Annotated in this window: 19 protein-coding genes and 1 tRNA gene; 12 read left to right on the top strand and 8 right to left on the bottom strand. The window is 66.3% G+C overall.

Going from position 1 to position 21,137, the window contains the following annotated elements; genetic code table 11:
• Positions 1–33 precede the first annotated feature (33 nt).
• The gene (locus tag ACZ50J_RS09835) at positions 34–1,347 is read left to right on the top strand and encodes a helix-turn-helix domain-containing protein (RefSeq protein ID WP_464301094.1); all 1,314 of its coding nucleotides are present in this window, start codon (positions 34–36) and stop codon (positions 1,345–1,347) included.
• Between the two features lie 655 nt (positions 1,348–2,002).
• Complete coding sequence (locus ACZ50J_RS09840) at positions 2,003–2,422, top strand: DUF559 domain-containing protein (protein WP_464301095.1); 420 nt, start codon at positions 2,003–2,005, stop codon at positions 2,420–2,422.
• A gap of 31 nt (positions 2,423–2,453) precedes the next feature.
• Here ACZ50J_RS09840 and ACZ50J_RS09845 read toward each other — a convergent pair whose 3' ends face one another.
• Both ACZ50J_RS09845 and ACZ50J_RS09850 read right to left on the bottom strand, forming a co-directional pair.
• Complete coding sequence (locus tag ACZ50J_RS09845; protein ID WP_464301096.1) at positions 2,454–3,746, bottom strand: tyrosine-type recombinase/integrase; 1,293 nt, start codon at positions 3,744–3,746, stop codon at positions 2,454–2,456.
• A 330-nt stretch (positions 3,747–4,076) separates the two neighbouring features.
• The gene (locus ACZ50J_RS09850; protein WP_464301097.1) at positions 4,077–4,313 is read right to left on the bottom strand and encodes an antitoxin; all 237 of its coding nucleotides are present in this window, start codon (positions 4,311–4,313) and stop codon (positions 4,077–4,079) included.
• A gap of 181 nt (positions 4,314–4,494) precedes the next feature.
• Between ACZ50J_RS09850 and ACZ50J_RS09855 the strand changes: the two genes are divergently transcribed.
• Together ACZ50J_RS09855 and ACZ50J_RS09860 are read left to right on the top strand one after the other, a co-directional pair.
• The gene (locus ACZ50J_RS09855; protein WP_464301098.1) at positions 4,495–5,550 is read left to right on the top strand and encodes an enoyl-CoA hydratase/isomerase family protein; all 1,056 of its coding nucleotides are present in this window, start codon (positions 4,495–4,497) and stop codon (positions 5,548–5,550) included.
• A 31-nt stretch (positions 5,551–5,581) separates the two neighbouring features.
• Entirely contained in the window at positions 5,582–6,358 is a 777-nt protein-coding gene (locus tag ACZ50J_RS09860; RefSeq protein ID WP_464301099.1) for an enoyl-CoA hydratase, read from the top strand.
• A 126-nt stretch (positions 6,359–6,484) separates the two neighbouring features.
• Here ACZ50J_RS09860 and ACZ50J_RS09865 read toward each other — a convergent pair whose 3' ends face one another.
• Together ACZ50J_RS09865 and ACZ50J_RS09870 are read right to left on the bottom strand one after the other, a co-directional pair.
• The gene (locus tag ACZ50J_RS09865; RefSeq protein WP_464301100.1) at positions 6,485–7,003 is read right to left on the bottom strand and encodes a MarR family winged helix-turn-helix transcriptional regulator; all 519 of its coding nucleotides are present in this window, start codon (positions 7,001–7,003) and stop codon (positions 6,485–6,487) included.
• 46 nt (positions 7,004–7,049) lie between these two features.
• Complete coding sequence (locus tag ACZ50J_RS09870) at positions 7,050–8,285, bottom strand: S53 family peptidase (protein ID WP_464301101.1); 1,236 nt, start codon at positions 8,283–8,285, stop codon at positions 7,050–7,052.
• 262 nt (positions 8,286–8,547) lie between these two features.
• Here ACZ50J_RS09870 and ACZ50J_RS09875 point away from each other — a divergent pair, with 262 nt between their 5' ends.
• The 3 genes from ACZ50J_RS09875 to ACZ50J_RS09885 all read left to right on the top strand — a co-directional run bounded on the left by ACZ50J_RS09875 (position 8,548) and on the right by ACZ50J_RS09885 (position 10,012).
• Positions 8,548–9,378, top strand: a complete 831-nt coding sequence (locus tag ACZ50J_RS09875) for an aminotransferase class IV (RefSeq protein ID WP_464301102.1) — start codon at positions 8,548–8,550, stop codon at positions 9,376–9,378.
• A gap of 7 nt (positions 9,379–9,385) precedes the next feature.
• Positions 9,386–9,850: a TIGR02611 family protein gene (locus tag ACZ50J_RS09880; RefSeq protein ID WP_464301103.1), complete on the top strand. Its 465-nt coding sequence runs from the start codon at positions 9,386–9,388 to the stop codon at positions 9,848–9,850.
• Positions 9,851–9,935: 85 nt separating this feature from the next.
• Positions 9,936–10,012 (top strand) — tRNA-Val (locus tag ACZ50J_RS09885).
• A 124-nt stretch (positions 10,013–10,136) separates the two neighbouring features.
• Here ACZ50J_RS09885 and ACZ50J_RS09890 read toward each other — a convergent pair.
• Positions 10,137–10,526, bottom strand: coding sequence for a hypothetical protein (locus tag ACZ50J_RS09890; RefSeq protein WP_464301104.1), 390 nt, complete (start codon positions 10,524–10,526; stop codon positions 10,137–10,139).
• Between the two features lie 331 nt (positions 10,527–10,857).
• Between ACZ50J_RS09890 and ACZ50J_RS09895 the strand changes: the two genes are divergently transcribed.
• A complete protein-coding gene (locus ACZ50J_RS09895; protein WP_464301105.1) occupies positions 10,858–11,646 on the top strand; it encodes a hypothetical protein in 789 nt (262 codons plus the stop codon).
• Between the two features lie 50 nt (positions 11,647–11,696).
• Here the strand turns inward: ACZ50J_RS09895 and ACZ50J_RS09900 are convergent, their stop codons facing one another.
• On the bottom strand, positions 11,697–13,697 hold the full coding sequence (locus ACZ50J_RS09900) for a phosphocholine-specific phospholipase C (protein ID WP_464301106.1): 2,001 nt from the start codon (positions 13,695–13,697) through the stop codon (positions 11,697–11,699).
• Between the two features lie 122 nt (positions 13,698–13,819).
• On the opposite strand from ACZ50J_RS09900, the gene ACZ50J_RS09905 reads away from it, so the two are divergent.
• The 4 genes from ACZ50J_RS09905 (at position 13,820) to ACZ50J_RS09920 (ending at position 17,557) form a co-directional block, all read left to right on the top strand.
• Positions 13,820–15,133: an exo-beta-N-acetylmuramidase NamZ family protein gene (locus ACZ50J_RS09905; RefSeq protein ID WP_464301107.1), complete on the top strand. Its 1,314-nt coding sequence runs from the start codon at positions 13,820–13,822 to the stop codon at positions 15,131–15,133.
• Between the two features lie 73 nt (positions 15,134–15,206).
• Entirely contained in the window at positions 15,207–15,992 is a 786-nt protein-coding gene (locus ACZ50J_RS09910; protein WP_464301108.1) for a maleylpyruvate isomerase N-terminal domain-containing protein, read from the top strand.
• A gap of 38 nt (positions 15,993–16,030) precedes the next feature.
• Positions 16,031–17,077, top strand: coding sequence for an NADP-dependent oxidoreductase (locus tag ACZ50J_RS09915; RefSeq protein WP_464301109.1), 1,047 nt, complete (start codon positions 16,031–16,033; stop codon positions 17,075–17,077).
• 78 nt (positions 17,078–17,155) lie between these two features.
• Complete coding sequence (locus ACZ50J_RS09920; protein WP_464301110.1) at positions 17,156–17,557, top strand: VOC family protein; 402 nt, start codon at positions 17,156–17,158, stop codon at positions 17,555–17,557.
• Between the two features lie 51 nt (positions 17,558–17,608).
• On the opposite strand, the gene ACZ50J_RS09925 is transcribed toward ACZ50J_RS09920, so the two are convergent.
• Together ACZ50J_RS09925 and ACZ50J_RS09930 are read right to left on the bottom strand one after the other, a co-directional pair.
• Positions 17,609–19,570, bottom strand: a complete 1,962-nt coding sequence (locus tag ACZ50J_RS09925; RefSeq protein ID WP_464301111.1) for an aconitate hydratase — start codon at positions 19,568–19,570, stop codon at positions 17,609–17,611.
• A 139-nt stretch (positions 19,571–19,709) separates the two neighbouring features.
• Positions 19,710–21,002: a mechanosensitive ion channel gene (locus ACZ50J_RS09930; RefSeq protein WP_464301112.1), complete on the bottom strand. Its 1,293-nt coding sequence runs from the start codon at positions 21,000–21,002 to the stop codon at positions 19,710–19,712.
• Between the last annotated feature and the right edge of the window lie 135 nt (positions 21,003–21,137).

Below are 21,137 nucleotides of genomic sequence, written 5' to 3' on the forward strand. Positions count from 1 at the left end.
CAACTTCAACCCAACTGAAGGAGGACTTCTGCGATGAGCCTAGTCCATCTCACCCCGATTGACGACTCAATCTTCCAACGTGGCGGTGATGCTGCCGAAGCAGCATTGAGCGAGCGTGAGCAGCAGTGGGTCCAGCAGCGCCAAGAGCGCGATCTGCAAAAGGGATACCTCTACATCTGCACTGAGGGTGGCGCCACCCGTGCCGTGGCCAACCCCAAACGGATGGGCGTGCGGCACATCTCGTCCGAGGGCTCCCGGAATGCTCGCGGTGGTGAGACCGAGCAAGACCTGCGCAACAACCTCATCAAATGGACCATGGCCGGACTGCGGAACTACCCCTTCGAGGCAGGTGTGGGTCGGGCCGCCTCGGTGGACGCTCTTCGCGAGGACATGGTGGCCTGGGCGGAACAGCGAAACCAGTCGTACTGGTACGGCGGCATGATTCGCAGCAAGGTCGAGGCGATCGTGGAGTTCTGTCACGGCTGGGTGGTGAACTCACGCCTCTGGAACGAGGCGCCCCAATACATCGAGCGCACTCCGGATGAGTGGGAAGAGTTCCGTGAGAAGCAACGAGACCGGGCGCGCAACAAGCGCACCCGCACCGAAGCCTCGATTGCTGCAGCCAGGCGCAATGGATCCCACAACAGCCTGCAGGCCAAGGCCGAGAAGTCCGAGGAAGTTGCTCGCCTGCTGTACGGAGGTCGGGCGATGTCGTCCCGCGAGGACCGCTGGGCTGCAGCCGAGAAGCTCGCCGAGATCACCGGCCTGACCGCCGAGCACATCTTCAAGCGGAACCTGGCCACTCCGAGGGCACAGACCCGCGACGCCCAGGCTCAGCACCGAGCCGAGGTGCTGGCCTACGTAGAGGCGGGCAATTCGCAGCGTGCCGCTGGTCGCCACTTTGGGGTCTCCGAGGGAGCTATCCGCAAGCTCCTCAAGCGAGCCCGCCAGGATCGTCAGGAAGCCCACGAGGAGCCCATGGACACCACGCACACGAGCCAGCCGGAACCTGTCAGAGCACCGCAGGAAGTCGTACAGCAAGCCGTGCTCGTGTCCACCCACGACCGCCGGACAGCCACGAAGGCGCCCGACCCGGGAACTGCGCAGCCGGATCCTGTTGGCACCCCACAGGAGCCCGTGCAGACAACCCCGGAGGCTGCCGACATCGACCTTGTGGTGTCGTCCGAGGAGCCAGTCGCCGAAGCACCTGTGGTGCAGTCGCGACCAGTCACCTGCAGCCTTCGCCGGGCTGCCCGCTACCAGGAGCAGGAAGAGCGTCTGCGGGCGCGTGAGCAGCAGCAGGCTGCGGAAACCCTGGCGTTCCTCGACCGGCTGTACGCGAGCTAGGTCACGGGTCGGTAACGGGCCCCTGGTGTCACGAGGTGCGATCGAGCATGATGCCGCCAACCAGACTCGGAAGGCGAGTGACATGGGTGGACCACCGATCGGACCGCGTACGTGTTTGGCATGTGGGCAGCCCTTCAAACCGATACGTCGCACCCAGGTGTATTGCTCGAAGGCATGCTCCGGGCTGGCGCATCGAACGCGCGTGACGCGCACCTGTCAACGGTGCGGCGTCACTTTCGAGGTTGCCCGTGACAAGGTCGCCGCTGGCAAAGGCAAATACTGCTCCAAGGCTTGCGCATTCCCCGGCCCAGTGGAGCGCGTCTGCGAGGGATGCGGCAAGACATTCCGTGCGCCGCGCTGGGAAGTCGAGACGCTCGGGTGGTGGCGCTTCTGCTCGATGAAGTGCCGCGAGAAGCGAAAGCAGTGCATCTGCAAGTCCTGCGGGGAGGTGTTTGAGGTCTGGGAATCGCAGGACGGTGTGTACTGCTCGGTCGCTTGCCGTGGGCTCGGCAGGAGGAATCGTGTGTCCCGGGCCTGCGCGTGGTGTGGCACCGAGTTCGAGAGCCCCGCCTCGACGCATCGCGTCTTCTGCAGCAGGTCCTGCAACACCGAGGCACGGAAGGCAGACCCGGCTGAGTTGGAGCGAGTGCGCCAGATGCAGCGGGACCATCTGGCGAGCAAGGAGCCAACGAAACCTGAGCGCGCCCTGTACGCCCTGATGGATGAGGTCTTCGGGTCGGGCGCCTGGCAGCGTGAGCACTTCGTCTTCAAGCGATGGACCGTCGACGCCTGCGTGCAGGATCTGAAGCTCATTGTCCAGGCCGACGGCGACTACTGGCACGGACTACGGCCAGAGTGGCAAGACCACCCGATGGTAAAGCGCAACATGGCCAATGACCGAGCCCAGAACGCGTACGTCGCAAGGACGGACTGGACGATGCTCCGTTTCTGGGAGCACGATCTGCTCCTCTACCCGGACGGTGTGCGTGTCGAACTCTTCAAGGCCGCGCTGCAGGCAGTGTCGCCGCTATCTGACGACACCGTCCCCGAAGGAGCCGACTCCAAGCTCTCTTGACCGGCTCATGGTCGTAGTGCCGACGTGACCATCACCAGGCGGTACCGTCCAGTGCGGCCATCTTGTCGGCCAGGAGCTTTTGGCGTCCTTGGGCGGAGCGCACGTAGCGCAGGGCTGCTTGGGCCGTGGAGTCGCCCAGGAACATCTGGACGTCTGCCACCGTCGCGCCCTGCTGGGCGAGGAGCGTGGCGCCGGTGGCCCGTAGGTCGTGGAAACGCAGGGTCGAGCACCCCGCTGCAGCCCTGGCCGCGTACCAGCCGTTCCGGGCCTGCTGTGTAGCACGCTGCTCGGGCGTCTCGGCAGTCTTCGTCGGAACCTTTCCGAAAAACGTCACCGGTGCCAGGTGCTTGCCGTTGGCGCCCGGGAACAGCAGTCCGTCCTTGCCGGTCACGTAGGTGTGCAGGTGCTGCTTGAGGGCGGGCAGCACGTGGCTCGGTACGACCTGGTCGCGGATCCCAGCGTCGGACTTGGGAGACTTCACACCGATCCCGTCGACCTTGCTCCTGGTCACCGAGCGCGAGACGTGGATCAGCCCGGCCTTCAGGTCGATGTCACTGCGGCGCAGTTCGGCGATTTCGCTGTAGCGCAGACCCATCCAGCAACCGAGCAACAGGATGAGTCTCCATTGCGGCCGGATGGTGTCCAGCATGATTTTGAACTGCCCACTGGTCGCGACCTGGGTGCGCTTGCGCACTGGTGACGTGCCACCACCGCGGACGGCGAACGGATTGACGTGACCGACCAGGGGACCGTGGGCGGACGTGGCAGTGTTCATCACGGCCCGAGCCAGGCTGTACGTGTGCGCCTTGGTCGTGTCACCGGTGGTCTTCTTGCCGGCGGACTTCGTACGCAGGGGAGCGAAGGCGTCGTACCAGGCGTTGACTGCCGCCGGGGTGATCTCGTCCAGCAGCAGGTCACCGAAGGTGGGCTCCAGGTAGTCGGCGAGGATTTGGTGGTAGTGGTCGCGGGTGCGCGGTGCCAGGGCTCGGCCAGACTTGTTCTTCCGATTGTCGATCCAGTTCGAGGCGTATTGCCCGAACATTGGTGCCTTGCTGGCCTCGGCCAGAAGCTTCGCCTGTTTGCGCTCGGCCGGTGACGTCCAGGTCCCGCTGCTGATCAGGCGTCGCTCATCGGTCAACCATCCTTCGGCATCGATCTTCGACTCGAAGGTCTTGCTGGCGTAGTGCCGCACCGGCGTGGCCTTGCCCGTCGACGAGACCTTCGTTCGACCCTCGGGGTCTGTGTAGAAGGCTGCGTATCTGCCCGACTTCTCCAACTTGATCGACCCGAACCCACGACGGGTCGGTGGTTTCCTGCGCGGCATGCGTCGCTCCTGACGGTCCTTCGTACAGCGCTGGCCGGTGCCCTACATATGCCCTACGAGAAAGGGGTATTCATGTCTCCAGTAGGACCTAGTATTCCACATCACTGTGTCGCATCGATGCAGGTCAGCGGCATATTTGTGTTGAAATGGCGCGGTTGGAGAAAGGCTGCGGCGCAGTGGTTCGATCCCAGTATCGTCCACCACCACGGAAGCCCCTGATCCTGCTGAGGACCAGGGGCTTTCGCCGTTCAGCTTTCGGGAACGGAACTGAAGTGGGGCACCGACCAACCGGTCGGTGCCCCACTTCAGGTGTATGGCGCGTCGCCGCGGTTACTTCGCGTCGCCGCCCTGGGTGCCGTTGTCCGGGGCCGGCTTCTCCGTCTTCTGCTGGTCGACGCCGAGCTGCTCCTCGACCTTGTCGCCGGCAGAGCGGATCTGCGAGTCGTACTTGCCACCGGTCTTGGAGTTGATCGCGTCCTCGGCCTTGTCGAGACCATCGCGAACCTTGTCGGGGTTCTTGCGGGCGAAGTCCTTCGCCTTCCGCAAGAGTCCGTTGAAATCGACCATGCTGCATTCTCCTTGGTGGCTGGCTGAACCGTCGCCGAACTGTACTGCGATCCGGGCGGGTGAGCGCCGCCACGAACATGACGATTTGGCACACCTGGCGCGCCCGTCGCGGTTGCGCGGCGGGCGGTTACGGTGCTGTCAGCCCGGCACCGGGCGGACTCCACGACAAGGACGGGCAACGATGACGACACAGCAGGTTGGTGAGCCGGAGGTGCTCGTACGCACCGAGGGTTCGGTCGGGCGACTCACGCTCAATCGTCCGCGGGCGATCAACGCGCTGAACGCATCGATGGTCGACCTGCTGGGCAGGACCATCGACGCATGGGCGGTGGACCCGAGCATCACCGCAGTCCTCATCGACGGTGCCGGTGACCGCGGACTGTGTGCCGGAGGAGACGTCGTGGCGATGTACCGCGACGCGGTGAGCGGTGGCATGGGCACGCTGGACTTCTGGCGCTCCGAGTATCTCCTCAACGCCGCGATCAACAGCTTCCCCAAGCCGTATGTCGCACTGATGGACGGCATCGTCATGGGCGGCGGCGTCGGCATCTCCGCGCACGGCAGTCACCGCATCGTGACCGAACGATCTCGCGTCGCCATGCCGGAGACCGGCATCGGTTTCGTGCCGGATGTCGGAGGCATCTTCCTGTTGGCGCACGCGCCGGGGGAGACCGGGACCCACCTCGGGCTGACCGGCGGCCAGATGGACGGCGCCGATGCGATCGCCCTCGGCTTCGCGGACCACTTCGTACCGTCCAGCGCGCTGGACTCGTTCACCGCTGCAGTCGTCGCGGACGGCGTCGACGAGGCAGTGCTCAAGTATTCCGAAACACCGCATCAGTCAAAGGTTTTCGCCGCACGCACCTGGATCGACGGGGTGTATGCCGCGGACACCGTCGAGCAGATCACCGAACGACTGGAGCGACGCACCGAGCCCGAGGCGCAGGCGGCGGCCACCGCGCTCGCCGGCAGGTCGCCGGTCGCGCTCAAAGCGACCCTGCGGTCGCTGCGTGAGGCCCGCGAGACCGACGCCCTCGAGGACGTGCTCGACCAGGACTTCCGGGCGGTGTCGCACGCATTGCGGACCCACGATCTGGCCGAAGGGATCCGCGCACAGGTCGTCGACAAGGACCGCAACCCACGGTGGTCACCGGCCGCCCTCGCCGAGGTGGACGAGGCCATGGTCGACGCCTATTTCGCACCGGTGGATCGCGAACTCGGCCTGGGCAGAGCGTAATCGGGCGGGTACCTCAACTACCATCGCGAAGGTGACCGACTACACGACGATTCTGGTGGAGCGGACCGGCCGCACGGCCACCATCACGCTCAACCGGCCCAAGGCCCTGAACGCGCTCAACTCCGAGGTGATGACCGAGGTGGTCGCCGCCGCAGAGGATCTCGACCAGGACGCCGGCGTCGGCGCCATCGTGATCACCGGCTCCGCCAAGGCGTTCGCCGCAGGTGCGGACATCAAGGAGATGGCCGACAAGACGTTCTCCGAGGTCTACAACGCCAATCTCTTCTGGGGCTGGGAGCGGCTGACGCAGGTCCGCACGCCGATCATCGCCGCGGTGGCGGGTTACGCACTCGGTGGCGGCTGCGAGTTGGCCATGTTGTGCGACCTCATCATCGCGGCCGACACCGCGAAGTTCGGGCAGCCGGAGATCACGCTCGGCGTCATACCCGGCATGGGTGGTTCGCAACGCCTGGCGCGCGCGGTCGGCAAGGCCAAGGCGATGGACATGGTGCTGACCGGCCGGCAGATCGGCGCGGATGAGGCGGAGCGAGCGGGCCTGGTCGCGCGCGTCGTACCCGCCGAGGAGTTGCTGACGACCGCCCAGGAGGTCGCCGAGAAGATCGCGGGTATGTCGCTGCCGGTCGCGATGCTCGCCAAGGACGCGGTCAATGCCGCCTTCGAGACAACCCTGTCCGAGGGCGTGCGCCTCGAACGGCGTTCCTTCCACGCGGCGTTCGCGACGGACGATCAGAAGGAAGGTATGGCGGCCTTCGTCGAGAAGCGCGCGCCGAGGTTCACCAACTCGTAGGTCCCGATACGCGGCTCGTTCCTCGCCGCTACTCGACCAACGTGAGGGCACGTTGGTCGAGTGCCGGGGGAGCGCAGCGGAGGAGGTGTATCGAGACCATGGGCATCGAGACCATGCGTTTCGAGATCACCATTCCGACGCTTCCTCGAAATCGCCTGCGCCCTGGCGCAATCGGGCCATGATGCGCAGCAGCGGCTCGAGATCGTCGGCCGCCAGACCCGGGCTGCCGAACACCGCGTCGTTGAGCTCTCGCGTCGCCCGCAACGACAATGCGTGCCCTTCGTCGGTCAGCTCGACCAGGGTCGTGCGGCCGTCCGTCGGATGTGGTGTGCGCCGGACCAGTCCGACGGCCTCCAGCCGGTCGACGGCGTTCGTCACGCTGGTCGGGTGGACCTGCAACCGGGCGCTCGCCTTCGCCATCGGCAGAGCGCCGCTGCGGGTGAAGTGCAGCAGGGTGAGCAGTTCGTAACGGGCGAACGTCAGGCCGAGAGGCTTGAGCACTTCCTCGACCCGGGCCAGGAAGATCTGCTGCGCGCGGATGACGGACGTGATCGCCGCCATCCCGTCGGCGTACTCACCCCAGCCGTGTGCGGTCCACTGTCGATGTGCCTCGGCGATCGGGTCCTGGGGCAGCGGGCTCGGCATACGGTGATTCTTCCATCCCGTCGCCGAGCCCGCTGACCACCGGCGGTCAGAACCCGGCGGTGCCGTTCGGGGTGCCGAGTCCGGTCGGGCCGTCCCAGCCCGGGCCGGCGTTCGACCAGTACTGGTTGCTGCCGTTGCTGCCGGACGTCACGTCGAACAGGGCCGAGCTGTTCGCGTAGGGCTTGGCGTTCGGGTACCCGCTGGTGTCACCCGACAGGGCGTAGACCGACGCGATGATCGGCGAGGACAGCGAGGTCCCGCCGTACTGTGACCAACTGGAGGTGGACGCCGTCTCCGGGGCGTAGACGGCCAGCCCGGAGTTCGGGTCGGCGTCGGCCGAGACGTCGGCCATCGCGCGCCCGTTGCAGTGCGTCACCGACGAGTCCTGGCCCGCCGGAGCCTGGTTCGAGGTCGTGCAGCCGGATCCTGCGCCGTCCCAGGCGGATTCGCTCCAGCCGCGGCTGTTGGACGCGGTGGTCAGCGTCGTTCCACCGACGGCGGTGACGTACTGCGAGGATGCCGGGTAGCTCGCCCCCTGGTAGCCGTCGTCACCGGTCGATGCGGTCACCGCTATGCCGGGGTGGTTGAAGTACTTCCCGTATGACGAGTCGGGGGAGTCGCCGCCGCCGTAGGAGTTGGAGATCGCCACGACGCCGGGGACCTTCGCCGCCTGGTTCTCGGCCGCGCCGAGGTCCGCCATGGACGCCGAGTTCGCTTCCACCAGAACGATCTTGCAGTCGGGGCAGGTCGCGGAGACTGCGTCGAGATCCAGTGCCTGTTCTTGGTCCCAGCCGACGTCCGTGGCCGGCAGGCTGGTCGTGCTGCCGGTCTGGCTCTCGACGGTGAGGCAACCGTTCGCCTCCGTGCAGTCGGACAGGCCGAACTGCTTGCGGTAGACACCGAGGTCCCGCTCGGCGTTCGGGTAGCCGTTGGCGTCGACGATCGCGACGGTGCGGCCACCGGACTGCTTGCCGGTCAGTTTGTACGCGTCCTGTATGTCGCTCGGAGTCTTCCCCGAGATCGCCCGCGGCGAGACCGGTTTGCCGGAGGCCGCGGCGGAAGGCTGAAGTGTGCCGCCGGCCCCGACGCTCTGCCCCGCCCCGTTGACCAGATGGAGTGCGTCGCAGGACGCCCAGCCGGGCCTGGCCGCGGCGCACGAATGTTGCTCGTGCACGGTGGAAGAACTGCCGACGGTGTTCGCCGAAGCGGTCGGCGCGAGCGCGCCGATCGCACCCGCGGACGCGGTCAGCGTCGCGGCTGCGATCGCGAAGATTTTGCGCATGGTTGATGAACTCCTTGTGAGGGTTTCGATCGATCGTGCTGGTGACGTGGACCGACATTGGTCGCTCACGGTCAACGCGGCAATGGCGAATACCGAGTCATGACAACGGCTTTACGCAATACATAGCGACAGCATGCAGATTGCGCGGGCGCCGTACAGGCAACGCGCACGTAACGGCCAACTGGCTCCGAGGTGCACTTCCAGCGCCAGGGCCAGCGGGATGAAAGGATGGTGGGACCAGTGACGAACTTTGGAGGGTGACATGAGCGTGCGGGTCTGGGTTGACGGCGAGATGGTCGACGACAAGCCCAGTGTGCGAGCGTTGGACCACGGCATCACCGTGGGCGACGGTGTCTTCGAGACCGCAAAGGTGGTCGACGGCACGCCGTTCGCGATCGATCGACACAACGACCGTCTGGACCGCTCGCTGCACGGCCTGGGCCTGCCGTCCGCCGACCGCGCACGACTGCAGGAGGGCTTCGACGCGGTCCTGTCCGAGCCGATCGACTTCGGCCGGCTGCGTTACACGGTGACAGCCGGAGAGGGGCCGCTCGGCTCCGACCGCAGCGACAGCCCGTTGACCTACATCGTCGCCGCGATGCCGGTGGACCGTCCCGCTGCGAGCACCAAGATCGTGGTCGTGCCGTGGACCCGCAACGAACGCAGCGCGGTCGCGGGCCTGAAGACCACTTCGTATGCCGAGAACGTCGTCGCGCTGGCCGCCGCGCACAAGGAGGGCGGCACGGAGGCGATCTTCGCCAACAACCGTGGCGAGCTGTGCGAGGGCACCGGCTCCAACATCTTCGTCGTCGTCGACGGCGAGCTGCTCACCCCGAAGCTGGAGTGCGGCCCGCTGGCGGGCATCACCCGGGCGCTGACCATCGAGTGGAGCCGCGAGGCCGGCATCCCGGTCCGCGAGGAGATCCTGCCGATCGACGTTCTCGACACGGCGGACGAGGTCTTCATCACCTCCTCGACCCGTGACGTCCAGGCGGTCTCCGCGGTCGGCGACCGGCAACTGGCCGCGCCGGGGCCGATCACCAGCGCTGCGGCCAAGGCATTCGCGGACGCGTCGGCCGCCGGTCGCGACTGAGGGCATCGTGGTCCGCCCGCCGCACCAGGATGTCGAGCGCTCCGTGGACGACGACCCCGTGGACGACAGCATCGTCGAGGACCGGTTCGCATGGCGAGCCCGGATCCGGGCCAACCCCACCGCATACACCTTCTACCGTGTCGGCGTCGGTGCACTTGGCCTGCTGATCGTCGCCACCGGGATCGTCCTGCTGCCGTTGCCCGGTCCCGGTTGGGTGATCATCTTCGTCGGGATCGGTGTGTGGGCGACCGAGTTCCGCTGGGCGAAGCGACTGTTGGCGTTCGCCAAGGCGAAGGTGCAGCTGTGGACCGAGTGGGTCGGGCGGCAGAACTGGTTCGTCCGCGGTCTTGTCGGCCTCGGCATCGTGGTCCTGGTCGCCGCCTGCTTCTGGCTGGTCTTTCTGGTGAGTGGAGTGCCCGGGTTCCTACCCGGCCAGGTCAAGGACTGGCTGGGCTATCTGCCCGGGCTCTGAACCGCCACCCGATTATGCGGCGACACCTGTCGTCGGCTACTGTTGGCGCTCGCAGCACGGTCCGTATGACGGGCCGTACGCGCCCGGATGTGTAGCTCAGCTGGTTAGAGCGTTCGCTTCACACGCGAGAGGTCAGGGGTTCGAGTCCCTTCACATCCACCACCCGAAGTTGGCCCCTGGCTCCGCGAAACGTGGAGCCAGGGGCCTTCTCCGATTGCGACGCGCGTCAGCTCCGGATCACGCCGATGCACCGAGGCGATCACGGTTGGCCACTCGGTACGGACGGTCAGGCGACGGCGTGGACCCACTTGCTGCAGCGAGCGACCTTCCAGCCGTGGGCGGTGTGGTTGCCGTAGCAGGCGCGGAACATGAAACGAGCACCGTTGCGGATGCTGTTGAACTCACGACCGGATGAGTTGCCGTTGCCCGAGGCAGAGACCGTCACGTACTTCTTGTTGAGGTAGAGCTGCCCGAGAGCGGAGTGGCCGTCGGCCATCGTGTCGAAGACGTAGAACCAGTTCCCGTTGCTCTTGAACGTGGCGCGAGCGTGTCCACCCGCGGACGCGGCGTACTTGTGCTGCCCGGCTGCTCGGGCGGGCTGCGCCGTTGCGCTGCTGACTCCGACGGCCAGAAATGTCGCGGTCAGCGCGGCTGTGGTCAGTTTCGTGGATTTCATGGAGGTCCCCCGTGGATCTTGGACCCCTCGAAGCTACTACGTCTCGAAGAATGCATGAAAGTTGCGCCGATCCAGCCGCAGCGTTCCATTGACCCTCGCCATGTTCCATGTGCGTGGCGTGAGCCGGGCTGAGCAACGCTCGGCGTGACTTCGCCAGAACGCGCGCAGCGGCGACGGATTCGATGGTACTTTCCGCGCGGCACGTCTGTGCTGGGGGACCGCGCAATCGAGCCGGTCGATGACGGGGAGCGGGTTCGTGATGTCGCAGTGCAAGATTCGAAAATCAGCCGCGAGGGTGCTCGCCGCAGTCGCGGCCGCGGCGTTGTCGGCGGTGGGTGCCGGTGTCACCACATCGGCACCGGCGAACGCCACGACGACTCGCGGCAGCACACTCACCGCTTGCCACAGCCTGTCCAATCCGCATGGCAGCTATTCGACGGAAGTGCTGGTCGCAAACGACACACAAGGCGACCGGTACGACGTGTCCATTGGCGCGGGCGCCGTGTACCTCGATCAAAACGTGTCCTTCTCGACCCCAGGTTCACCAGGATCGGCCGGCGGCACGAATTGGACTCAAGGTGGTTCCGCGAAAGGGGCAGGCAGTACCAAGCTCGCGCTGTACTGCAATGGCGATCTCGCGCTGCTCGGTCCCAAAGGCACTCGCCTGTGGCACTCGAACACCGCGGGCAAGGGCGGCAAGCGGGTCACGTTGACGACCGGCGGCAACCTGGTGATCTACACGGCTAAGAACAAGGCTGTCTGGTCTTCGCGCACCGGTCGGGACATGCTCGTGTCGGGGCACTCCCTCTGGGCCGGGCAGACGCTCGTGGGTGCGGTGCGCCAGTACAGTTCGCGCAACACATTGACCATGCAATCGGACGGCAATCTGGTCCACCGGTGCAACGGCGTGGTCCGCTGGCAGACGCACACGAGCGCGGCACGGTCACACGCTCGGATCACGCCTCATGGGCTACTACAGGTCGTGAGTCCGACGGGTCGTGTGCTGTGGACGACCTCCCGGCAAGGATGGGGTGGCTTCTTGAGCATGTATGACGGTGAGCTCTACAACGGCGGTTCGAACGGCGGATTCCTGTGGCATGTACCGAATTTCTACGGCTGATTTCGCCGACGACTGACAAGTGATGAACGGCCGCCGTCCGCGGTGTGCGCTCAGCCGGTGATGCTCGGCCGACCGGTCTCGATGTGCCCGACGACGCGCCGGGTCCAGAACAGATCCGCCGAGCACGTGATCGTGAAGTCGTACCAACCATGTTGATCTGCAACGGTGTTGAACCCATGGCTGGCTTTCGCACCGGCGGCCACCTGGTACGTCCAGGGGCCGTCCGCGCGGTAGTTGTTCGGTGTGACGGTGAAGGTCGCCTTGCGACTGGAGTCGTTGACGAAGTCGAACCACAGTTTCGCCGGTGCGCCGGCGAACCGGGTGGTGACCTCGAGACCCTCGGCGCCGTTCGCGACCCCGGTCATCCGGCGCAGGAAGCGGTTCGGGCCGATGACGGTGACGTGGTAGCGGTCGTTCGGGTGCGCAGCCACGTCGACGGTGCCGGTGGTCGTCGCGCCAGGAGCGACAGTGAACTGCTCGGGCGGGCGCCCACCACCGGTGTAGACGGCGAAGTGCGCGGAGGATGTGGCGCTCGTGCCGACATTCGCCATCCGCAACCGCAGCCGGACGCCGCGGCCGGTCCGGTCCCAGCCGTCGATGAATGCATTCGGTTGATAGGGCAGGGCACGGGCCGGGCTGACGCCCGACTCCTGAGTCGGTGGCACGTTGGTTGTCGGGCGGATCTTGGTGCCTCCTGCGGCTGTGAGTTGCGTGGGTCGGGGACTGGGCAGTGGCGGCATACCGAACACGGGCCAGCGGAAGTCGAACGCCGAGGTGAGATCGCCGCACACCGCGCGGCGCCAGTCACTGATGTTGCGGCATACGGCAGGTGTGCCGATCGCGGTCGTCCAGGTCTCCAGGAATCGCAGGACCGACGTGTGGTCGAAGACTTCCGAGTCCACGAAACCCCCTCTGGTCCATGGGGACACGATCGTCATGGGCACGCGGAAGCCCAGACCGACGGGCACGCCGTCGAGGAACTCGTCGGCCGTTCCCCGAGGTGGTGACGGTGGCGGCACATGGTCGAAATAGCCGTCGTTCTCGTCGTAGTTGAGAAACAGCACGCTGGAGTCGAAGACCGCCGGGTCGGCGTTGAGCGCCTGCATCAGACCATGAACGAGGCGTTCACCGTTCGCCGGCGGGCCATCGGGATGCTCGGAGTTGGCCTTGTCGGCCACGATCCACGAGACCTGCGGCAGATTGCCGGACCTGACGTCGGCCGCCACGGCGGCGATGATGCCGTCGGCGGTCGAGCCGCTTTTGGACGGCACCCGTTGCAGGCCGTTGCGGGCGAGCGGTGAGTCCGGCTTCGCATCCTCGAACGCGGCGAAGTAGTCGAACGCGTTGTTGTCGAAGTTGTGCTTGCCCTGATAGACCCGCCAAGTCACTCCGGCGTGTTCGAGCGCCTCGGCATACGTCTGCCAGGGGAGGCGCCGACCCATCGCATTGGCGCCCGTGTATGGCGGATGGGCGATGTACTTCTTGGCCGGGTCGATGGTGCCGCTGAAGAAGTAGGTGCGGTTCGGTCCCGTCGAGCTCAGCACGGAGGCGTGGTAGGCGTCGCAGATCGTGTAGTGGTCCGCGAGTGCGCAGTGGAACACGTGGTCGGCGCGAGTGAGATGGCCCATGCAGTCGACGCCCTTGGCACTGATCCACCGGTCGAGCCTGCCCTTGTCCCAGGCGGCGTGCTGGCTGTCCCATTCGTGCGGCAAGCCACGCTGGTGCTCGACCTGTGCGCCGGAGTGTCCGACGTCCTGCGCGAACGGGTACTGGTGCCTGTGCCCGTCGGGCTGGTCGAAGACCGACCTGCCCCCGATCTCGATGACGCTGCGATCGGCGAACCCGCGAACCCCCTTGAGAGTCCCGTAGTAATGGTCGAAGCTGCGGTTCTCCTGCATCAGCAGGATGACGTGCTTCACGTCCTTGATGGTGCCGGTTCGTGGGGCGGTGTCCGCGTCGGAGCGCTCGATGGCCAGCCCACCGGCAGCCGCTGCCGTCAGGCCGGCGGCACCGAGCCCGACCAGGAATCCCCGGCGATTCACATCGGTCATGAGACCTCCTCAAGAGATCTCAGAGGTACCAACCGCGGAATGTAGCGAGGATGAAGGACTGCATCGGAACTCGTGACTGCGCTCGACCCAACCGGTCGCACGGGTGCGGCAGGCTCGAAGGTATGGACAACACGAGCGATGACACCAAGAGTCGAATGGGCCGGCGCGGCTTCCTGGGAGCGGCGGCTCTGGGGGCCGGCGCACTGACGATCGGCAGCACCGAGCGTGCGGATGCCGCGGTGACCGCGGGCCGTGGTCACCCGGGCCGGTTCCGCTGCGGTGCCGACGTGGCCGCCGCCGACCGGTGGAAGGTGTTCTCCGGTCAGCGGATCGGGGTCATCACCAACCCGACGGGCGTGGTGAGGGACGGGCTGCGCAGCATCGTCGACGTGATGGTCGAGTCCGGGAAGGTCGAGATCGGTGGGGTCTTCGGGCCCGAGCACGGATTCCGCGGCACGGCTCAGGCAGGCGACTCGGAGGAGACGTATGTCGACGAACGCACCGGCGTCACGGTGTATGACGCGTATGGCGCCACGATCGACAAGTTCGCCGACTACTACGGCCAGGCGAAGGTCGACACGATCGTCTTCGACATCCAGGACTGCGGAGCGCGGTTCTACACCTACATCTGGACGCTCTACAACGCGATGGCGGCCGCCGCGAGACTCGGCAAACGGTTCGTGGTGTTGGACCGCCCGAATCCCGTTGGGGGAGAGGCGAAAGGCCCAGTTCTGAAGGACGGATTCACGTCGGGTGTCGGCCTGGACAAGATCGCGCAGCAGCACGGGATGACCGCCGGTGAGCTCGCGCGTTTCTACAACGGCGAGTTCATGCCGACCGTCGCGGGGAAGAAGGTCGCCGACCTCGAGGTCGTCAAGGTCGAAGGCTGGTCGCCCGACGAGCTGTATGCCGAGACCGGTGCTCCGTGGATCCTGCCGTCGCCCAACATGCCGACTCCGGACACCGCGCTGGTCTACCCGGGACTCTGCATGTTCGAGGCGACGAACTTGTCGGAGGGGCGCGGCACCACGAGGCCGTTCGAACTGATCGGCGCGCCGTACGTGGATTACAAGTGGGCGCAACAGCTTTCGGAGGAGAACCTGCCCGGGGTGGAGTTCCGGGAGGCCTACTTCAACCCGACCTTCTCCAAGAACGAGGGCAAGGTCTGCGGCGGAGTCCAAGTGCACATCATCGAGCCGCATCGGGTCGACGCGATCCGGACCGCGACGACCATGATGACCGCACTGCGCGACCTGTACGACGAGTTCGACTGGCGCGGCGACGCAGGCCGCTGGATCAACCTGCTGACCGGATCGGATCGCTTCCTGAAGATGTTCACGGCCGGCGACAGTGCTGCGCAGATCGTGGCGGCGTGGCAGCCGGAGCTGCACGCCTTCAACCGCACCAGGAAGCAGTACCTCCTCTACCGCCGCTGATCCCGACGCTCGACGAATCCGCTGTCCAACGGGGTCGGGGAACACAGAACGCCCCGACCCGGTTGGCACCGTCATGACAACTCTCGCCACGCGCACGATCCACGCACTCCGCCACGAACACGAAGTGCTCACCGAGGTCGTCGGCCGACTGACCGACGAGCAACTGGCCGGACCTTCAGGGGCGAGCGAGTGGTCGGTCGCCCAAGTCCTCTCGCACCTCGGCAGCGGTTCGGAGATCACCCTCGCGAGTCTGACTGCGGCCCTCGGTGAGGGCGACGCACCCGACGACGACTTCAATCCGTCCGTCTGGGCTCGTTGGGACGCGATGGCGCCCGCCGACCAGCGCGCCGCCTTCCTCGAACACGACCGACGTCTCGTGGACAGGCTGGAGGCGCTGACACCGGAGCAGCACGCGCTGACCGTGCCGATCGGCTTCCTCCCGGCGCCGGCCACAGTCGCGACCTTCGCCGGCCTACGGCTCAATGAGGTGGCCAACCACAGCTGGGACGTCCGCGTTGCGGTCGACAGCGGATCCGGCGTCCTCGACACCACCGTTCCCGTCCTGTTCGAGCACCTCTCCGGCGCTCTCGACGTCCTGGTGGGATTCGCCGGCAAGGCCGACGTCCTCGACAACCCCGTCGTGCTGTCCCTGGGTGACAGCGGCTACCGCGTGGTGATCGACGACGGCGTGCGCCTCGAGCACGAGACAGAGGGCGGGACGGCTGCGTTCTCCGGTGCCCCGGAAGCTGCTGTCCGGCTGCTCTTCGGACGACTCGGCCCGGCATACACCCCGGTGGACGTGGACGTCACCGGCAACGTCACGCTCGCCGAGCTCCGCGAAGTCTTCCCCGGCTTCTGACACCTTCGCCGAACCCTGCTGCACGAGGAGACCCATCGATGACCACGAGCACTCCGACGACCACGCAGATCCGGATGGCGGCATACCCGGTCGGTATGCCGCAGGACAGTGACTTCGAGACGACCACCGTCGAACTGCCGCCGCTCGCGGACGGACAGGTCCTGCTGCGAACGATCTATCTCTCGCTGGACCCCTACATGCGCGGCCGGATGAGCACGGCGAAGTCGTATGCCGCGCCGCTGCAGCCCGGCGACGTGATGCTGGGTGCCACCGTGAGTGAGGTCGTCGAATCCCGCGCCGACAGCTTTGCCGCAGGAGACGTCGTGCTCGGTTACAGCGGCTGGCAGACCCACGCGGTCGCGGACACCAAGCACCTGCGACGACTAGACCCGCAGCAGGCACCGGTCTCGACTGCGGTCGGCGTGCTGGGTATGCCGGGCTTCACGGCATACGCCGGATTGTTGGAGCTGGGCAAACCGAAGCCGGGGGAGACCGTCGTGGTTGCGGCCGCAGCAGGCCCGGTCGGGTCCGCAGTCGGACAGATCGCCAGGGTCAAGGGGGCCCGCGCCGTCGGCATCGCCGGCGGACCCGACAAGTGTCGAATCCTCACGGAGACTTACGGATTCGACGCCGCGGTCGATCATCGGTCGCCCACGTTCACTCAGGATCTCGCCGCCGCGACACCGGACGGCGTCGACGTCTACTTCGAGAATGTCGGCGGGCCGGTGGCCGAAGCAGTCGTCAAGCGGCTGAACCTCTATGCGCGGATGCCGGTCTGCGGGTTGGTCGCGGGCTACAACGCGACCGAGCGGCCGGCAGGCCCGGACCAGCTGCCCGGCTTCATGGGCAAGGTGCTGAGCCTCAGCCTGACCGTGCGCGGATTCATCCAATCCGAATTCGTACCAACGCATTACCAGGCTTTCCAGCAGGACATGTCCGGCTGGATCCGGGACGGCCACGTCCGTTACCTTGAGGACATCGTCGACGGACTCGAGCAGGCACCCGAGGCGTTCCGCGGGCTGCTCACCGGACGCAACATCGGCAAGCTGCTCGTCCGCGTCGGCGACGACCCGACTCTGCGCTGACCTACGCGGTGGGCGCTCCGGCGATACGGTGAAGTGTCGCCGTGTTGCCGCACGGCACCTCGACCAGGAGGTCTGCTGATGCCCACGGTCAGTGTTCGGTACATCGTGCTCGACGTCGACGAGGCGATCGCGTTCTACGTCGGCCGGCTCGGCTTCACCGAGGTCATGCACCCCGCCCCGGCGTTCGCCATGCTGTCGCGCGGCGATCTGCGACTCGTGCTCTCAGCGCCGGGTGGCGGTCCCGGTGGTGGGCAGGTTATGGCGGACGGGACGGCGCCCACCCCTGGTGGCTGGAACCGCTTCGCCATCGAGGTCGACGACCTCGATGGTCTGGTGTCCGAGTTGCGCGGGAGTGGGGTGCGCTTCCGCAACGACATCGTCGACGGCGTCGGTGGCCGCCAGACGATCGCCGAGGATCCGTCGGGCAACCCGGTCGAATTGTTCGAGCCGACGATCGACGAGGCAAGACTCGATTTGTAGTCCCGACACGTGACGTGCGTTGGATCTCGATACGTCGCTCGTTCCTCACGACTACTCGACCAGCCTTTGGCGTAGCAACGGGATTCGGCCACCGGCGAGCACCATGTCGACCTGGCGTGGCGACAACTGATGCCGGAGTTTGTATGACGCCTCGCTACGCGAGTTGGCGGCCTCCACCGTGTCGCCGGCCGGCAGCGCGTCGTGCAAGCCGTCGAGGACCAGTGTGTCGCCGAGCTCGATGTCGTCGTAATCGCCGGCGTCGTCGAACTCCAGCGCGAGGATCCCGAAGTTGGCCAGGTTCTGCCAGTGGATCCGGGCGAACGACTTCGCGATCACCACGCGCAGTCCGAGGTATCGGGGTGCGATGACCGCGTGCTCGCGCGAAGAACCCTGCCCGTAGTTCTCACCGCCGACGATGAGGTGACCGCCGTCGTCGCGCAGCGCTGTGACCCGCTCGACATACTCCGGGTCGACCGCCTCGTAGACGAACTCGGAGATTTTCGGGATGTTGCTCCGATAGGGCAGCACCTTGGCGCCGGCCGGCAGGATCTCGTCGGTGGACACGTCGTCGCCGACGACCAGGCCGACCTGCGCCTCCACCCGGTCCGGCAGTCCGTCGAGGTCGGGCAGGGTGGAGATGTTCGGCCCCTTGACCAGCTCCACGTCACGCGCTTCTGCCTCGGGCAGCGGCTCGACCAGCATCGCGGTGTTCACGCTGGCGTGCTCGGGCAGCTGCGGCCGCGGATAGTCGATCCCGTTGTCCTTGCCCAGATCTCGCGGATCGGTGATCACACCGGTGAGTGCGGCAGCGGCGGCGGTCTCGGGGGAGCACAGCCATACCGAGTCCTCCCTGCTGCCGGACCGACCGGGGAAGTTGCGTGGCATGGTGCGCAGGCTGTTGCGCCCTGTCGCGGGCGCCTGGCCCATGCCGATGCAGCCCAGGCAGCCCGACTGATGCACGCGCGCGCCCGCGCTGATCAGGTCGAAGAGCCAGCCGCCCTTGATCAGGTTCTGCAGGATCTCCCGCGACGTCGGGTTGATGTCGACGGACACCGCCGGATCGGCGTACCGGCCGCGCAGTATCTCGGCGACCACGGCGAAGTCGCGCAGACCGGGGTTCGCCGACGACCCGACGACCACCTGCGACACCGGCTCGCCCGCGACCTCACGCACCGGCACGACATTGCCGGGGGAGGAGGGCTTGGCGATCAGCGGCTCCAAGGACGAGAGATCGATCTGCTCGCTGAGGTCGTATGACGCTCCCTCGTCCGGCACCAGCTCATGCCAGTCGCCGTCGCGGTCCTCACCGGCGAGGAAGCGCCGCACTTCGTCGTCGGACGGGAAAACCGTTGCCGTTGCACCGAGTTCGGCACCCATGTTGGCGATCACGTGCCGATCCATCGCGGTCAGCCCTGCCAGGCCAGCTCCGTGATACTCGATGATCCGGTTGACGCCGCCCTTGACGCCGTGCCGGCGCAGCATCTCCAGCACCACATCCTTCGCCGACACCCAGTCCGGCAGTTCCCCCGTCAGCTCGACACCCCATACCTTCGGCATCCGCAGGTAGAGCGGTTCGCCGGCGAGCGCCATCGCGACGTCGAGGCCGCCGACACCAACCGCCAGCATGCCGATGGCGCCCGCCGCGCAGGTGTGCGAATCGGACCCGGCCAACGTGACGCCCGGCCGACCGAAACGCTGCTGATGCGTCGGGTGCGAGACCCCGTTGCCCGGGCCGGAGAACCACAGGCCGAAACGCTGAGCCGCCGATCTCAGGAACGCGTGGTCGTCCGGGTTGCGCTCGTCCTCCTGCAGCAGGTTGTGGTCGACATACTGCACGGCAACCTCGGTGCGGACCCGGTCGAGATCGAGCGCTTCGAGCTCGAGCATCACCATCGTGCCGGTCGCGTCCTGCACCAGTGCCTGGTCGACGCGTAACGCGATCTCCGCGCCGGGAGTGAGGTCTCCGTCCAGCAGGTGCTCCCGGATGAGCTTCTGTGCTGCGTTGAGCGCCATCAGCGTTCCTCTCCAGCCGGACTGCCGGAAGGCGGCGCCCGACGTGATCGGGTCTTCCACCGTAACCCCGCTGTCCGCGCGCGAAGGGCCCGGCGGTTCCTCGCCGGGCCCTTCGGCCTTTGGTATGACGCTGCCCCGACTACGCCGGGTCGGTGTGCGCGGGCTGGTCCGCGGGCCGGTCGGCCGACTGCTGGATCTTGTCCAACTGACGGGCGGCAGCATCTCGACCGCCGAGACCGAACGCGATCGCTGCCGCGGCGGCGCCGCCGACGACAACCGCGCCGAACGCGAGGTTGATGATCGAGTCCGCCAGACCCATGTACTTCAGGCCGATGGCCGCGAAGAGCACGATCGTCGCGACCTTGACGATGTCGCCGGTGCGTCCGCCGACCATCTTGGCGAGCAGGCCGGCGATGAAGACACCCGCGACGATGACGACAGCACCGAAGACGACGCGACCACCCAGGTTGAGGATCGTGTTCAGGATCTCGGTGATCTGCGGGAACTGGAGCATGTTGGCGGCGGCGACCGCGAAGAACAGCACGATCGCGATCTGCACGACCTTGGCCACGATCTTCGGGACGTCGGCGTCACCGGCCTCGATGCCCACGCTGGTCAGGGCACGATCGGTGTTCATGCCACGCAACAGGTTCTCGACCAGGGAGCCGACGACCTTGGCGATGAGGCCACCGATGATCAGCAGGATGGCAGCGCCGATGATCAGCGGGATCGTGTCGAGGATGAGCTGCAGCATGTGCGATGCCGGGTCGGAGATCGACTTGATGCCGAGGATCTGCAGCGCCGAGATCGCGACGACCAGCAGAACCACCACGAAGACCAACATGCCGACCATCGAAGAGATCTTCATCGGGGCATCGCCGCCCTGCTGGGCCTGCACCTGAGCGTGTGCCTGGCCGAGGCCCTGCTGGTCACCCTGCAAGTGCTGCGGCGCGTCGTGCTGGGCGCTGGTCGTGCCCGTCGCGTTGTCGATCTGGCTGTTCGCCTGGCTGCTGAACTTGTCGGCGAACCGATCGACGTTTGCAGCCTGCAGCGCGGTGACCACGAGTTCGCGGGCGATCTTGGCGAGCACGAACCCGATGAACATCACCAGGGCCGCGCCGAGCACCTGTGGGAGGGCGCCGAGCAGGGTGCTCAGCATGTCCTGCAGGGGAGTGGTGACCTGGGTCAGCCGGAACAGATTGAGAACCGCCATCAGTCCGAAGATCCAAATGACGAGCGAGATGATCGTGCTCAGTGATTCGCCGAGAGAATCACCCGTTCCGTCCTCTCGATTCAGGGCTTTGATCTTGGTGAATTGTTTGGCAAGGATCTTCTTGGCGAATTTCGCCAGGAACCAGGTAATGATCAGGATGACCGCGGCCGCGACAACTTTCGTGATGATGTCGGACCAATGAAAATCGCTCAACTCCATGTGATTACTCCGTTTCAACCCGCGCCGGAAAGGCGCGATGCGAATGAGGCATCGTGCCAAGCAAGCTAGCTGAAATGGGTACGCCCGTGAACCCCTGACGAATTCGCCGAACTACGCTAAGATACGCGCGCGTAA

The organism is Flexivirga sp. G2 (assembly GCF_055397625.1).